This is a genomic window from Phaeodactylibacter sp., assembly GCF_022763345.1.
Taxonomy (GTDB): domain Bacteria; phylum Bacteroidota; class Bacteroidia; order Chitinophagales; family Saprospiraceae; genus Phaeodactylibacter.
In genome coordinates this window covers 43,297-59,397 of record NZ_JALEGS010000053.1, presented here as the reverse complement: position 1 = coordinate 59,397, position 16,101 = coordinate 43,297, and the positions used below count along the sequence as shown (strand labels likewise).

Below are 16,101 nucleotides of genomic sequence, written 5' to 3'. Positions count from 1 at the left end.
TTTAGTTTTCCCCCGTATTCAATTGCAGAAGGAGCCATCACAGATGGCTCCTTTTTTGCTTTTAGAAAGCCCTTTTTCTTTGCCGCAGACAAGCCCTTTGTACTGGCTGATCAAAAATACGCGAATTATTCAGGCTTAAAACAAGGATAAAATAGCCCTTTGTAATTAAAACCTCAGTCAATTCAAAATACATAAACCACTAATAATCAAACTAAAAACAAAACACCTCAACAAAAAGAATGATATGTAACACCATTTCCCAAAATCCGCCTCCATAAATCCATTCTCAGTGCTGATTTTAACATTTAGCCATAAAAAATGGGAGGAAAGCTGAAAAAACAGCCCGCCTCCCATTAACGGAGAAAAATCAGTAGAAAAGAGCGGTTAATTCGTACCCTCTTCTTTTTCCTTTGCCCGGCGGGCACGCTGCATCGGATTTTCACCACCGCCCCAACGGCTTGTACCCTGACGCTTGAACATTTCAAAGCGGTTCAGCTGTGTACGTGGCGGATAGTAGTTGTTACCGGTATCAACGTCTGCAGTTTCCAGATAGGGGTCAAGCACCACCTGCGCTATCTCTTTATCCGTAATAAAAACCTTCTTTACCACCTCGTCATTCATTTTCCAAATCTCAGCGGGGATGTAGTGGTCTTCGGTTGTGCCATCTTCAAACTGCAACTGAACGATGATTGGCATCACCAAACCACCTGCATTCCGAAAAGACATTTCATAAAAATTCTGACCGGCCTTTAGCATTTCCTGCTCCTCAGCAGATAAGCTGTTGAGGTAACGGTCGTAAGCTTCTTTATCCAGGATATCGAAATCCAGCGGGTCGTAGTCAGTGTAGAAATCCCTCAGAGCAGGGTCAATCTCATCCTGTGTCTGCTCGATATCACGAGCATTTCGGAGGCTGCTGATGTACTGCGGGGACTCGCTGCGCTGTTCTTTAGAAATCTTACTTTCCACCAGTGGGTCTTTGGTATCCATGCGGTAGTACTTTACATCATCCAATGCGATATCCACATGATCGGTCGTAAAGAACCAGCCCCGCCAAAACCAGTCAAGATCAACCGCAGAAGCATCCTCCATAGTCCGGAAGAAATCAGCAGGAGAAGGGTGCTTGAACATCCAGCGATTAGCATACACCTTAAAGGCATAGTCGAAAAGCTCGCGCCCCATGATGGTCTCCCGCAGGATATTGAGAGCAGTAGCCGGCTTGCCATAGGCATTATTCCCGAACTGATAAATGGACTCCGAGTTGGTCATGATTGGTGAAATCTTTGACTTATCACCTTTCATGTAGTCAACAATCTTGTAGGCAGGCCCGCGGCGGCTAGGGTAGTCGCGCTCCCATTGCTGTTCGGCCAGGTACTGTAGGAAGGAATTCAGCCCCTCGTCCATCCAGGTCCACTGCCGCTCATCAGAGTTGACGATCATTGGGAAGTAGTTGTGCCCTACCTCATGAATGATCACTCCGATCATGCCGTACTTCACACGCTCGCTGTAGGTGCCATCGCTTTCCGGGCGCCCGAAGTTGAAGCAGATCATGGGGTATTCCATACCAATTGACTTCGCATGAATCGACCATGCCACCGGATAGGGGTAGTCGAAAGTATAATGCGAATACCACTTCAAAGTATGGGCAACTGCTTTGGTAGAATAGCGCTCCCAGAGCGGGTTGCCTTCCTTAGGGTACATCGACATCGCCATGACTACACTGCCATCGCTTTGCTCTACGCCCATAGCGTCCCAGATGAATTTCCGGGAGGAAGCAAAGGCGAAGTCACGCACATTCTCAGCAACAAAGGTCCAGGTCTTCTTCTTATCAGACTTCGTTTTTTCGTTTTCGCGGGCTTCCTCCTCCGAGTAAATAATGACCGGTGTTTCTCTTTCTGCACGGGCTTCTTCCAGCTTTTTGCGCTTGTCGCGGGGAAGGACATCATTGGCGTTTTGCAAAGTGCCTGTAGAAGCCACGAGGTGATCCGCCGGCACCGTGATATTCACTTTGTAGTCGCCAAAAGGCAGGGTGAACTCGCCACGGCCCAAAAACTGTTTATTCTGCCAGCCCTCTACATCGTTGTAGACCGCCATGCGCGGAAAGAACTGAGCGATGGTGTACAGGTAATTGTCATCTTCTTCAAAGTATTCATACCCGGAGCGCCCGCCAATTTCCATACGGTCATTAATATTGTACCACCATTTCACCTTGAATACGAACTGTTCGCCCGGCTGAATAGGAGCGGGGGGGTCGATGCGCATCATTGTTTTATTGACGATGTGTGGCAATGGCTTATTATTGGCATCCCGTACGTAGTCCAGCTTAAAGCCCCCATCAAAAGTCGGCGTAAGGCGCTTTAGCTGTCCGGAGGACATCCGGTCACCCATTTCACTCTGCTGAATCTTGTAAGTGTCCGAGTCCTTGGCGCGCATATTCTGATCAAGCTGCACCCAAATGTACTCCAGCGGGTCCGGAGCATTATTGGTATAAGTAACGGTCTCTTCACCATATATCCGCTGCTGCTCATCGTCAAGCTCTATGTCGATAACATAGTCGGCTTTTTGCTGCCAGTATTCATGGCCGGGTGCGCCTGCCGCATTCCGGTACACATTAGGTGTCGGCAATTCGGTGTAAAGTTGCCTGAACTTATTGGTATTGGTATTTTCTTTTTGCGCCCATGCCCCTAATACAAGACAAGACAGGAGCGGCAGTAACAATAGCTGCTTCATACTAATTTTTAGTTTGAATTTAATATTATCGTGTACATGCAAAGGTAGCTTTTGCAATAGTTTTCTAACAGCAAAAGAGAATGCTTAGTTGTGCCGCCAGTAAATGTTCCACGTGGAACAAATTGATTAGAAAAACACTTGAGCCGGATCAATAAGCTAGCTGACCGGTCTTTAGATACGACCTAACACGCTGCCTCCAGAATCACGCTAATTGCATTCCCCCCAAAGCCTAAAGCATTCACCATAACATGCCGGATCGGCCGCTTAAGAACAGGGGTATTCAAATAGGGCACTGATATAAACGCTTGGTGCCTGATCATCAGTAAAGCAAGCTCAAGGCTAAGAGCGCCGGATGCTCCTAAAGTATGTCCGATTTTCCATTTATTAGAAGTCAACGGTGGCATACGTTCTCCAAAAACAGCCTGTATGGCCGCATATTCACTTTGATCCCCCAAACGAGTACCCGGACAATGGCACACCAGCGCATCAACAGATGTAAGCCCCGCCTCCTCTAAAGCATTCTTCATAGCAGTTTGAAGACCGATTGCGTCTTCTGAAACACTAGTCATTGAAGCAATATCTTCACGAGCGTACCCCAATCCACCAATCCAGGCCAAGGCTTGATCAGGCGAACGCTCTAATGCCAATACTGCGCTCCCTTCTCCAAGTACCATAGTGTTTTGCGCCTTGTCTAAATCCAATGAACGGTTAGGGTAGGGGGTAGATAGATCAGAACTTGCGTAAATTTTCAGGGCTTTCATTTGTGCGATTGTAAAGGGCGTTAGCGGAGCTTCTGTACCACCGGCGAGAAACCGCTCATACCGTCCGGACTCCAGCCATGCAACCGCATTAGCAAGGGCATGTACGGCGCTGCTGCAAGTAATCGATTGGTCTGAAGCAAAGCCTCTAATCCCAACATATTGCGCCGTATGCGTGGCCAGGTTGCCCGCAGTGCTCAACGGAGAAGCCTGGGGCGGCAGCTGGCTTTTTCCGGATTGGAACTGTTCAAAGTAGGCCTCCCATGCGCCCGTTGCCCCTCTTGATGAGCCCATGTATAATCCTACCGCCTTCTCATTTTTCCAGGGTGAGGCCTGCACAGCCCGCTTTGCAGCAAGCATAGACAGTAAAACGGACCGATCCAGACGCTGATAATGTTTATTGGATGCAATTAACTGTTGAAGCTTCTTCTCTTCTGACGCAGCCAATGAAGCAACCCAAGCCTCTTGTTCAGGACGATACCTTATACAAGTGCGGTTGTCTAAGTACTGATTCCAGACTTCCGCCCATGTACCGCCGAGGGCTGAACTGCTGCCCCAGGCTACAATACCTATTTTTCCGAATCTGCTCAAACTCTAGTCCGTTTAATTGTAAATCCATAAGCCCTTTTACCCTTTTCAAGCAGTATACCTCCCGGTATGCTTTTCAAAATATCTACTCAGAGCAAACAGTATTTGATCTATCTCCTCATCCGTATTAAAGGTGTGCAGGCATATCCGCAGGCGCTCCTGCCCGCGTGGCACAGTAGGGTAGCGTATAGGAAGCACAGCCATCCCAGAACGCTGCAAAGACTGTGCTAAAGCCTTCACCTCGGTATTGCCAGGACAAAGCACCGCCTGAATGGGGGTTGTACTGGGGATCAACCGCCGCCTGACTGAATCAGGGCATTGCTTCAAAAAGTATTGCACCCGCTCATGTAGCACCTGTACAATGTCTGTTTCTGCCATTCTTCCATAAGCAAGGCTGATATGCGCCAGGCTAATTGGCGGAATAGCTGTAGTATAAATAAAAGACCGGGCAAAATTGACCAGGTAATTCTTCAGTAATTGGCTGCCAAGAACGGCGGCACCATGCCCTCCAACTGCCTTGCCAAAAGTATGTATTCGTGCCCATACCAGATCTTCCAGCCCTAAAGCACATACCAAGCCTTCACCCCGGTCGCCCATAACGCCTGTACCATGGGCCTCATCTACAATAAGGTTTGCACCATATTCCTTACAAAGCGATGCCATATCAACAAGTGGAGCCTGATCTCCGTCCATCGAATAAACGCTTTCGACAATCACCCACTTTTCGCCCTCCGCGACGGCAAGCTTCTTTGCTAGATCATTGATGTTATTATGGGCAAAGCCAAATGCACGGGCTTGCGTCAGCTTAATGCCATCCCTGAGAGAAGCATGCAGCAGCTTATCGTAAACGATGGTATCCTGCCGGCTTACAACTGCAGGCAGCAGGCCGATGTTGGCAGAATAGCCGGAAGGGAATAACAAGGCTGCTTCAGCTCTGTGGAAAGCTGCAATCAATCGTTCTACCTCCTCCGCGAGGGATGAGTTGCCACTGATCAACCGTGATCCGGTAGCTCCAGGCGATTGCTCAGAATAATCAGGTGTAGACCTCGCAAGCCCCAGGTAGTCATTTGAGCAAAAATCCAGCTTACCGCCAATGGGCTCAGGAAGCGCTCTAAGAAGTCCTGCCCGACGGCGTTTCTCCAAGGCCCCTTCCATTCTTTTTTTTATTGAAGACATACCGCAAAGTTAAGCAAGGGCAAGAAGTACCGGACCTCAGAGGGCACATAAATTCAAGCGTAGCACTCCCGGGCTTATCTTAAATGCTCCAGGAGCCACTCCTTTACCGGACTGTACTCAGGCGGCATTAAATCGGCTACCTTTTTTTTATCCCTCAACACAGCCAAACGTTCCGGTACAGTTATCGTTTGCTCCAAAATAGCTTCAACATCAGGCAGGAATTTAGCCGGGTGGGCAGTCTCCAGGATGACACCGTTCGTTCCAGGATTCTTTTCCTGATACTCCTGAAGTGCCAGATACCCCACAGCCCCATGAGGATCAATCACGTAACCATAACGGTCATACACTTCCTTAACCGCTTTGCGGGTAGCTTCATCTGTATAAGCATACCCACTTATAGAAGCCTTCATATTGTTCCACGTGGAACGTTCCTCCAAATCATGGTATAGGTCTTGCATGCGCGCGAAGTTGGAGGGGTTGCCCACATCCATCGCGTTGCTTAGGGTGCGCTGAGAGGGGCGGGGTGCATATGCGCCAGACTCAAGGTATTCTGGTACGACATCATTGATATTCGTCGCAGCGATGAAGTGCTGCACGGGCAGCCCCATGCGTTGTGCCAAAAGACCAGCGGTGAGGTTGCCAAAGTTGCCACTGGGTACGCAAAAAACGACGTTTTCCTGATTCTCTAATTGCTTAAATGCTTCGAAGTAGTAAAAAGACTGGGGTACCAGACGGGAAATATTGATGGAATTGGCAGAGGTCAGGCGGATACGGCTCGTGAGCTCCTGATCCAAGAAAGCCTGCTTTACAATCGCCTGGCAATCGTCGAAAGTGCCTTCCACTTCGAGCGCACTAATGTTGTGCCCGAGGGTGGTGAGCTGCTTTTCCTGCAGGTCAGAAACTTTGCCCTTAGGGTAGAGAATGACTACCCGCGTACCGGGAGTTTGATAAAACCCAGCAGCTACTGCACCGCCGGTATCGCCGGAAGTAGCCACAAGTATGACCAATTCCCGGGACTCTCCCTGATTGAAATAGCTCATAAGCTGCGCCATGAAGCGGGCACCAAAGTCTTTGAAAGCCAGTGAAGGTCCATGGAATAATTCCAGGATATGCTGATGCTCGTTCAGGGACACCACAGGGGCATTGAAATTCACCGCATCATCCGTGATTTTCCTCAAGTCTTCCTCCGGAATGGCGCCCTGAAAAAGGGTCTTCGTTACGATAAAGGCGATGTCCTGAAAGGAATAATCCTTCAGATTGCGGATGAAAGACTCGGGCAGAGCGGGGATAGACTCGGGCATATACAACCCATTATCAGGGGGCAGGCCGCGCAATACGGCTTCCCGGAGGCTGGTAAATTCGCTTCTGTTTTTTGTACTGTAAAGTCTCATAGCTAAGCTAGTATTTTGGCGCCTTCCTTATTGATAGGGGAGACGAATAGATCGCAGGGAATATCCTGGTTTAAAAAGGCTTTTTGCATAGCAGCGCCGACTGACTGCGCAGTCTCACGCCCTTTGCATAAGGCAAATACAGATGGGCCTGCCCCGGATATACTGCAACCCAGTGCACCGGCTTTCAAGGCAGCCGACTTGACGGTGGCAAAGCCGGGAATGAGCTGAGCGCGCTGGGGCTCGATGATCACGTCCTGCAATGACCGCCCGATTAATTCATAGTCTGATTCGTACAAGCCAACGACCAGCCCGCCCAGATTGCCGGTTTGCTGAATGCACTGAGGCAGGGTAGTGGTGGGACGGAGTACATCCCTTGCATCTTTGGTGAGAATACTTACGTGGGGGTAGACTACAGCTGCATACAGTTCGTCCGGAATAGGCAGGCTGTGGACATCCAAGCCCTCATTCGCCCGAATTAGAATAATACCGCCCAGCAAAGAAGGGGCTACATTATCGGCATGGTAAGCACCATCCGCAATTTGCTCCCCAAGGACAGCGCAGTGCAGGGACGCTATCTTGGGCACAGGCATATCCAGCAGCGCATTAACCGCCATTACCCCGGCAGCAGCGCTTGCCGCGCTTGACCCCAGCCCACTTCCAAAGGGCATTTTTTTGTGGATCTCCAGCTCTACGCCCAGCTCCGGCTTACCCAACTGCTCCAGCAGCCGAATGGCGGCAAAGCCTGCCGTATTCTTTTCTGCCTTTAAAGGGAGCTTACCGCCATCACCCGTAATGCAAGAGATCGTGACACCTGAAGCATTACTATACCTGGCAATTATTTCATCGCCCGGGCCATCAATTGCAAACCCGAGTATATCAAAACCTACCGCTACATTCGCTACGGTAGCCGGTGCAAAAACACGTACTTCCTTATTCATTAACTGAGGTAATTTCCAATGGTGATGATTTCAGCAAAAACCCCGGCTGCCGTTACTGCCGCTCCGGCACCAGGACCACGTACCACGAGTGGGCGGTCCTTGTAGCGTTCGGTGGTAAATACGATCATGTTGTCACTGCCACTCAAGTTGTAGAATGGATGATCGGCATCTACCGCTTCCAGTCCAATAGTGGCTTTAGACCCTTCCAACTTCGCTATCATCCGCAGGGCTTTGCCTTCTGCTTCAGCCTCTGCCCTCAACTCTTCAAAATGCTGATCGGCATTGGCAAGCGCACTAAAGAAGGCCTCCACAGTATCTGCTTCCTGACAGGCAGCAGGCAAGATGTTCTCAATCTCAACACCCTCAGCTTCCAAAGGCAAACCCGTTTCCCTGGCCAGGATGATCAGCTTGCGCTGTACATCCAAACCATTGAGGTCGATCCTTGGGTCCGGCTCAGTGTAGCCCAGCTCCTGAGCTTGCTTTACGATATCGCTAAAGCTTGTGCCCGCTTTGAAATTATTGAAGATAAAGGATAAGGAGCCCGAGACGACCCCTTCAATCTTCAGTATCTGATCACCGCTAATAATAAGGTCGTTTAAGGTCGAAATCACTGGCAGACCTGCGCCCACGTTGGTTTCGTACATGAACTGTACGCCCCGGCGGACAGCGATCGCTTTCAGCCGCTGATACTGCGCAAAGCCTGAAGAGACCGCAATCTTATTTGGAGTGGAAATGCTAATGCTGGAATTGAGGATGTCCTCATAAAAGGCAGCGATTTTAGCACTTGCTGTATTGTCAATAAATATGGTGTTCGATAAATTCAACTCTTTCATCTTACCGATGAAGATGGCAGGGTCCATGTCCATACCTTCTTCCTTCAGGGCGGCCTTCCAGTTGTCCAGATCGATGCCCTCTTCCTGGAAAAGCATTTGCCGGCTATTGCCCATGCCTACGATCCGGACTTCCAGTCCTCTTTTTTCTTTAAGGTAAACACTCTGATCCTTGATCTGCTCAATAAGGGTACTGCCGATGAGCCCGACACCAATCATAAACAAGTGCAGCTCTTTGGTATCCGAAAGAAAGAAGGACTCGTGCAGGGCGTTCAGGGCTTTAGCCTCATCTGCCCGGTTGATCACCACCGATACATTCAGCTCAGAAGAACCCTGGGCGATGGCGACTGCATTAATACCATTGTGGCCGAGTGCCTGGAAAAGCCGTCCTGAGATACCCGGCTGATAACGCATATTCTCGCCAATGATGGCGACCACCGAAAGGTCCGCCTCTATCTTGACCGGCGAGATGACTTTCATGCTCATTTCATACTCAAACTCTTCCTCCACACGCTTGCGGGCCTTGTTGGCCACAGCTGGCTGCACGGCAAAGCTTATGGAATGCTCCGAAGAACCCTGTGTGATCAGAATGATGTTGATGCCCGCTGCTGCCAGAGAAGAAAACAGACGGCCCGCAATACCTGGTACCCCAAACAGCCCGCTACCCGACAAGGTCAGCAGCGCTACATGGCTGATGGAGGAAATTCCTTTCACGGCATGCCCATCCGCATCCGCGTAATCAGAGATCAGGGTACCTTTAAAATTCGGATTAAAAGTATTCTTAATATAAAGTGGTATCTTCTTGAGCAATGCCGGCTGCAGAGTAGGCGGATAGATGACCTTGGCACCGAAGTGAGACATTTCCATCGCCTCTGCGTAGGTCATGCTAGGTATGGTAAAGGCACGTTTCACTTTGCGGGGGTCAGCAGTGAGTACGCCATCAACATCAGTCCAAATTTCGATCACGCTTGCATCAAGCCCGGCGGCAATCAGGGCTGCGGTGTAGTCTGACCCGCCACGCCCCAATGTAGTTGTCAACCCCCCTTTGGCGGAAGCCACAAACCCGGTCACCACCTGCACGTCCGGGTGCTGTGCATAATGCTCACGGATTTTCTGGTAGGTCAGTTTGAAGTCCACCCGCGCAGAACCGAACGCTTTATCGGTCTTAATAACCCGCCGCGCATCCAGGTAGCTCGCACTAATGCCGCTTTGGCGCAGGACATTTGCGATGATGAAGGCGGAGTTGCGTTCTCCAAAGCTGAGCACGTAGTCCATCGTGCGCGATGAAGCTTCCCGGACCAGGAAAACGCCGTAGAGTAGATTTTTGAGGACCTCATGGCTACGCTCCAGCTCCGGGAGCACTATAGCCTGGAACTCTTCATTGAGCAACTCGGTGACGGCATCCCGGTGCCTTTGCCGAAAGGCATCGAAGGCAGCCTGATAAGCTTCATCACCTTTAGCAGCAAGTGTACTCATCTCGATGAGGGAGTCGGTTACTCCTCCAAAAGCGGAGAACACTACCGTAAATTTTTCGCCTTTCGTATAGTAGCCCTTGAGGATATCTACGATACCTCTAATGCGCTCAGGCTTCGCGACGGAGGAGCCGCCGAATTTTAATACTTTCATGGGTTAACTCAATTCAAAAGTCTGTAGATGATAGCGCCGCACCGTTGCTATTGGAATTTACTGTAAATGGATAGCAAGGCAGCAATGGCAAATGTATATAGGTTTGTTGGATTGTTGGGCAGATGGGTCATAGAAATGCCTCAACACTAGCCGTTTGATTGGGTATTGGCGGCCGTAATTTTAAAAAAATTCGACATCAGCTTGTTAACCGCCGCCAGCCATTCACAATGGTAAGCACAATAACCCCGGCTATTAATGAAAATATCCAGCCATATGAAAATTCAGCATCCAGAAGCACACCAAAACTAATAGGCCCAAGGGCTGTACTGATGACCATAATTGTAGTAAAGACACTGCGTACTTTCCCGATAACCTGAATGCCATAAATCTCTGCCAGCATGGCATTCTTAATCGTACTTCCCGAGCCGTTTGCCAATCCCATGAGCAGGAGCGCTATGGGATAAGCAATGGGCTGATGAAAAAATACCAGCACGAGCAGCCCTGCCACATAAGGAATCATATAACCCGGAAACAGCTGCCGCCCCGAAAGCCGGTCTACCAGGGGGCCTGCCCCTGCCATACCCAAAGCGCTGGCCAGTGCAAAGGCTGATAAAGAACCGGCTACCCATTCCGGTGTCCACCCCCTCGCTTCTCCCAGCTTGAGCTGAAAGAAAAACAAAGCCGTGTTCGTGTAGCCAGTCATGAATACCAATGGTGTAATAATCCAGAACCGGCGCTCAGCAATCAGCTGCCAAATGCTTTGGTGTACTGTTCCCGCAGTATCCGTATCACTGCTGGCTTCAAATTTTTTCAATCTGGACCTGGCTCCGCGAAGCAACAGTAGCGTGGCAGGCAACACCACAACAGCAACGCTCAAAGCAGAGAACTGTAGAGTTGAGCGCCATCCAAAACCTCCAATGAGCAAGGTCACCAAAAGTGGCAGGGTGGCCTCGCCCAGCGGGTGCCCCAGTGTTGCAATGCCTATCGCTTTGCCCCGGTTGGCCTCGAAGTAACGCGCCATAGCGGAAACCGCTGTATGGCTCATCAGCCCCTGCCCAAATAAGCGGAGCCCGTAAAAGGCGATGACCACGACTACGAGGTGGCGAGCTGAAGAAAGTAACAAAAGCGCTGCCACCAGCCCCACCAAAACCATGAGGGTATAAGCCCGGATCGGCATGCGGTCAAACCGCCCTCCCAGCCAGGGCAGGGTGAATGCACTCGAGAGCGTTGCCACCGCATACAAGCTACCGAAAACGGTATTGCTGATGCCTAGCAAGGTTTCAATCGCAGGTACGTAAAGGGAAAGCAGAAAGGTCTGCCCAAAACTGGAGAAAAAGGTAAGCAGTAATCCGAACGCTAAAAGTGGCAGACTATCACGGAGCAGTCGGGTATGGCGCATGAATGGCGTAACTTCTGAATGATGGAAATCCGCGTAAAGGTACAACGCCAAAGCAGCCCGACTAAAGCTTCAGACTTTTTAATCCGCAGAAAATCCGGAATCAAGCAGTGCCAGGGCCTCATCTTCCTTCGCACGCATCTTCCGGGCTTCGGCTTCCGACTTATCCGGGTAACCACAGAGATGGAGCACCCCATGAATGATCACTCGGTGAAGCTCCTGCTCAAAGGGGACTTTTAGGGTATCCGCATTTTCCTGCACCCGTTCCACACTTATAAAAATATCAGAATGGATCAATGGCGGTTCGGTATAAGGGAAGGTAATAATATCCGTATAGGTATCGTGGTCCAGGTATTCCAAATTAATTTGGTGGAGGTACCGATCGGAGCAAAAGATATAAGTGAGCTGCCGGAGCTGACCACCTTCCCGTTTGATGACTTCTTCAATCCAGGTGTATAACTTTTCAGGATGGGCAGGCATAAAACCTGCATCTTCATCGTGGAAGGAAATACCTGTTTCCAGTTCAGCGTCTGTATCGAAAGGCCAGTCCGTAGTCATTAAAGGTTGAAGCGCATTTCAACGGTGGAGCCGTTGTTGTGAAAGTGCACGCTGTCAGAAAGCTGCTGCATGAGGAAAACGCCACGCCCGCCTACCTGCAATAGATTTTCCGGGGCGGTCGGATCAGGTACAGCAGAATGATCGAAGCCTTCACCTTCATCGGTTACGCGTACGGCCAGGCAATTGTTTTTGCGCCTTAACTGTATTTGTACTGTTTTGGATTCGTCGTTGCTATTGCCGTGAATGATAGCGTTATTGACGGCTTCGGTGAGGGTAATCAGAATATTGCCGTAAATATCCGGTGCTATCTGGTACTGTTCGACCGCACGTTCTACGAAGGACTCTACCAGGGCGATGTTCCTGGTATCAGAGGAAAGTTTCAGCATAATAGGCTCCAAACTCATTGTTACTTCCTGTAATGTAGGTCAAATTTCAGTAAAAAGCAAGTGCGCCTGAAAAGCAGGCGGGCTAAAATAGCCTCAGCCCGGCTGAATTTACCAGACTGAGGCTACAGGTTTAGTCCGTTTTCAGAGTTTTGAAGTATTCTTCAACGATAAATTTGTAGTACGGTTTGAGGGAAGGGTTGACTGTTTTATACAGATCGATCTCGGCTTCCCGCTTTTTGATGTACTCCTCGAGCGAAGGGGGCACTTCCCGTTCCTGCTGACTTGCCTGCTCTGCTTTACGTTTCTCCTCGTACTCGCGCTCGCGCTCTGCTTTCTCATGCTCCAGCAGGCGGGTGAGGATATCCTGCTGCCGGGTCATCATCTCATTGGACAATCGCTTATTGACCAGGTCTTCTTCGATTTTGTCCATTTGATCCATGATGTTTTCGAGCTCGCGGCTGCCTTGCCCCTGTTCCTTCAGTTTTTGCTGTTTTTCTTTCAGCGCTTTGCGAAGTGCGGCTTGCCGGGCAGCCATCTTAGCGAATTCCTTGGCACCAGGCCCACCTTTGCCTTTACCCTCCTCCATTTGCTTTTTCATTTGCTCCATCATCTGGTTAAGCGACTGCTGCCCCTGACTGATTTTGTCCTTGGGCTTGCCGCCCGGGCCGCTTCCGCCTGGCTTGTCGCACATCTGATTGCCCGCCATCTGACCGGCCATCTGCTGCTGCATCTGATTCATGACCTCGCTGAGCATAAGGGCTAAATCATTCAGGTTTTTCATGCTGCGCTGCTGATGATTGCTGGCTTGTGGCTTGTGGCGCTCTTCCAGTTCTTCAAGGCTTTCCTTGAGGTTGCTCTTGATGGCTGTTACTTTCTCTGTTACGAAGGATTCGATTTGGAACACGCGCTTGCTCAGTGCCTGAAGGCTGTCCTCCACCAGGCGGAAATCATCCTCCAGCTTAAATTGTTCCTGCACCAATTCTACGTAGCGCGGCGTATTGATTTCTGCCGCCTCAAACTGATCGATGAGGTCTTCCTGCTCAAAGGACAGGCCTACGATATTCTCTAATAACTGACGTAGGGCATCCATGTCCTCCTCCATCTGCTGCATCTGCTGCGACTGCATTTCCATCTGCATGGAGTTGGCCATGTTCTTCATCTTCTCAGAGGCTTTCTTCTGAGACTCCGATGCCTTTTTATTTTGTTTTTGCTCCAGGCTTTCCTGGCTTTGCTCCATATCCTGCTTGACGTCATCCATTTCCTGCTCCCGGTCTTCCATATCTTGGGGAGACTCCATTTCTTCGTTTTTCTGCTGAATGTTCTCCATTTTTTCCTGGAGCTTCTCGAAGTCTTTATTGAGTTCTTCCTGCTTTTGCTTCAGCTCTTCCTGTTTGGCTTCCTGCTCTTCAGGAGATTGTTCCGCTTTTTCTTCTTCTGCCTGCTCCGTTTCCTCGCTGAGCTTTTCCTGTTCTTCCGCCATTTTGTTGAGCTCGTCAATGGCCTCGTTCATTTCCTGTTCCAGCTCCATTTGCTTGAACAGCTCCAGCATCCGGTCGAGCTCCATTTCCATTTCCTCGTCTGACATTTCCATGTCTTCCATCATTTCCAGCGCTTCGTCCTTGTTGAGTTCCTGCATCAACTCCTCAAGCTGCTTCATGAGCTCTTTCATTTCCTCGCTCATGACATCTTCCATCATTTCCTGCAGCTTCTCCTGCTTTTCGAGGATTTTTTCATCCTGCTCGCTGTACTCTTCCTGGTTTTTGCGGTTTTCTTCGAAAGCTTTTTTCGCTTCTTCTATTTTATTTTCCAGATCTTTCTGGCGTTCCAGCAGTTTTTCCAACTCTTTGCGCTGCTGCCAGTCCAGTTCTTTTTCCTGCAGGAGTTTCTCCCGCATTTTACGCATTTCGTCCTGTATCTTTTTGGATTCCTCCAATGCCTTTTTCAGCTCGTCCTTGATCTTATTGTCGTTCTGCTCCGCCATCTCCTTGTACTCCTCAACGGTGGGCGTAGCGTAGACCATAAGGTTGGTGCGTGCGGTTTTGCTGCCGTTCACACCATCATTATCAGCTACTTCGAAGTAGTAAGTGACTTCATCGCCTGGCTTCAGGCCAAGGGCATTGATGTCAAAAACATGGTCATATTGAATCTGCTTGCCCGCAGGCTTATCCAGCACAACGGTTTGCAGTTCCCCCTGCTCTCCTTTGGCAGGCTTGATGCGGTAGTTGAAAGTCAGGCTGCGCAGTCCGTAATCGTCTGAAGCTTCACCAACGAAGAAAAGCACCTTTTGCTGCGTACTGTCGATAAACTTCTTGGCGGAGATATTGGGGTGAAGGTCCGGTACTACCGAAATGGTGTAAGAAATGGAGTCTGCATTAGGAAGTGCCTTGTTCGAGATGTAGAGCTTATAGCCCTGATCTTCCATCACCTGCTTTTGATAGGTAAACAGGTCATCCGAAAAACGCTTGGCTTCCACCCGGTCATCAGAACCGGTAAACTTCAGGTCGATTGCATCTGTATGTTCGGCATTGAAAACCCAGTCGATGTTGGTACCCTGCGGAACGACGAGGTCACCGATGCTTGACAGCTTTTCATCTTTGCGCTGTGTGTAGGCCGGGAAGTCCAACTCTACGTCAAAGCCCAGCACATTGGGCTTGCGAAGTACATTCAATTCATAAGGCTTAGACTCCACGCCGCTGGAGAACAGCTTGAATTTTGTACTCTTCTGTACATTACTAAAGCGGTAAGAGAAAGTATTTGGAGACTCTTTCACCAGCCGGTATTGTACATTGTCCACATCGATAAACACCTCATTCGGCAGTTGGTCTCCATCGATTTTCACAGTCAGCGGGTAATCCTCAAACTGCACGACCGATGGCGCTTCTTCCTCCAGAATAAAACTAAAGGGAGCAGGCTTTTCGAACTCCTCATTGTTCTTAATCAAGCGGGTCGTACTGTCGGTAATGAGGTTGGCATTGACGAATAGGATGATAAGCAGCAGGGCAAGTGGAGGCAACGCATAACGAAGGTACTTGCGGTTTTTCCGCAGGTCGATAGCTTTTTTGAAAGGGACCGGTTTGATCTCTTCCGACTTTTGGTTCACGCTCGCCATAATGAGCTCGCGGCTACTGCCTGCTTCTGCCTGTGAACGGAGCTGCAGTACATTGAGCAGTTTATCCTGTACATTCCCAAAGTGTTGCCCGATAATCTGAGCGGCCTGCTCATGGGAGATGACCTGCCCCAGCCGGAAATACCGGGCCAAAGGCAAAGCCACCCAGAAGCCCACAGCCAGTGCACTCACTCCGATAAAGGAGAAGAACATCAGCTTGCGCACGCCTGAACTGAAGTAGTAATAATATTCCAGGACGCTAATGGCCAGGAACAGGAACAAGATCAGCCCCACGCTATACAGCGCGCCCCTGATCAGTTGATTGATATAGTACTTGCGGATAAACTGGTCCAGCTTTTCAATGAGCAGCTGATAATTGTCTTGGGTTGCCATGTTGCTTTTTTCCTCAAAAATCTAATTGTGAACAGACCCACTAATAACGAGCCCAATGCCTTAAAAGATTGACAAACAGCCTGCTTTAACAGACTTTTACTTGTCAGAATGGTTGCTTTTAGGTAAAAATACGCTGGTCTTAAGGGGATGATGATGTGTGCAAGTGAATGATAAGGGGCCTGGCGCGCCAGGCCCCTTATCAAACGTGGGTAAAATAAGCTGCTTTTA

Annotated in this window: 10 protein-coding genes; all 10 read right to left on the bottom strand. The window is 49.7% G+C overall.

The features are described 5' to 3' along the window. Positions 1–384 precede the first annotated feature (384 nt). Positions 385–2,727 (bottom strand): M1 family metallopeptidase, encoded by a 2,343-nt coding sequence (locus MRY86_RS14995; protein WP_293567205.1) that lies wholly within the window; start codon positions 2,725–2,727, stop codon positions 385–387. Positions 2,728–2,909: 182 nt separating this feature from the next. Next, the gene (locus MRY86_RS14990; protein WP_293567204.1) at positions 2,910–4,076 is read right to left on the bottom strand and encodes a beta-ketoacyl synthase N-terminal-like domain-containing protein; all 1,167 of its coding nucleotides are present in this window, start codon (positions 4,074–4,076) and stop codon (positions 2,910–2,912) included. A 45-nt stretch (positions 4,077–4,121) separates the two neighbouring features. Further along, positions 4,122–5,249 carry an 8-amino-7-oxononanoate synthase gene (locus MRY86_RS14985; RefSeq protein ID WP_293567203.1) on the bottom strand — a complete coding sequence of 376 codons (1,128 nt, stop codon included), beginning with the start codon at positions 5,247–5,249 and terminating at the stop codon, positions 4,122–4,124. A 74-nt stretch (positions 5,250–5,323) separates the two neighbouring features. Further along, entirely contained in the window at positions 5,324–6,640 is a 1,317-nt protein-coding gene (gene thrC, locus MRY86_RS14980; protein WP_293567202.1) for a threonine synthase, read from the bottom strand. A 2-nt stretch (positions 6,641–6,642) separates the two neighbouring features. Continuing rightward, a complete protein-coding gene (locus MRY86_RS14975; RefSeq protein WP_293567201.1) occupies positions 6,643–7,578 on the bottom strand; it encodes a homoserine kinase in 936 nt (311 codons plus the stop codon). Next, positions 7,578–10,034 carry a bifunctional aspartate kinase/homoserine dehydrogenase I gene (gene thrA / locus MRY86_RS14970; RefSeq protein WP_293567200.1) on the bottom strand — a complete coding sequence of 819 codons (2,457 nt, stop codon included), beginning with the start codon at positions 10,032–10,034 and terminating at the stop codon, positions 7,578–7,580. The genes MRY86_RS14975 and thrA overlap by 1 nt, the downstream gene beginning before the upstream one ends. 196 nt (positions 10,035–10,230) lie before the next feature. Further along, positions 10,231–11,433: an MFS transporter gene (locus MRY86_RS14965; protein ID WP_293567199.1), complete on the bottom strand. Its 1,203-nt coding sequence runs from the start codon at positions 11,431–11,433 to the stop codon at positions 10,231–10,233. Positions 11,434–11,511: 78 nt separating this feature from the next. Next, the gene (gene ybeY, locus MRY86_RS14960) at positions 11,512–11,910 is read right to left on the bottom strand and encodes an rRNA maturation RNase YbeY (protein ID WP_363325427.1); all 399 of its coding nucleotides are present in this window, start codon (positions 11,908–11,910) and stop codon (positions 11,512–11,514) included. 77 nt (positions 11,911–11,987) lie between these two features. Then, entirely contained in the window at positions 11,988–12,374 is a 387-nt protein-coding gene (locus tag MRY86_RS14955) for an ATP-binding protein (protein WP_293567197.1), read from the bottom strand. A gap of 130 nt (positions 12,375–12,504) precedes the next feature. After that, positions 12,505–15,873: a DUF4175 family protein gene (locus MRY86_RS14950; RefSeq protein ID WP_293567196.1), complete on the bottom strand. Its 3,369-nt coding sequence runs from the start codon at positions 15,871–15,873 to the stop codon at positions 12,505–12,507. Between the last annotated feature and the right edge of the window lie 228 nt (positions 15,874–16,101).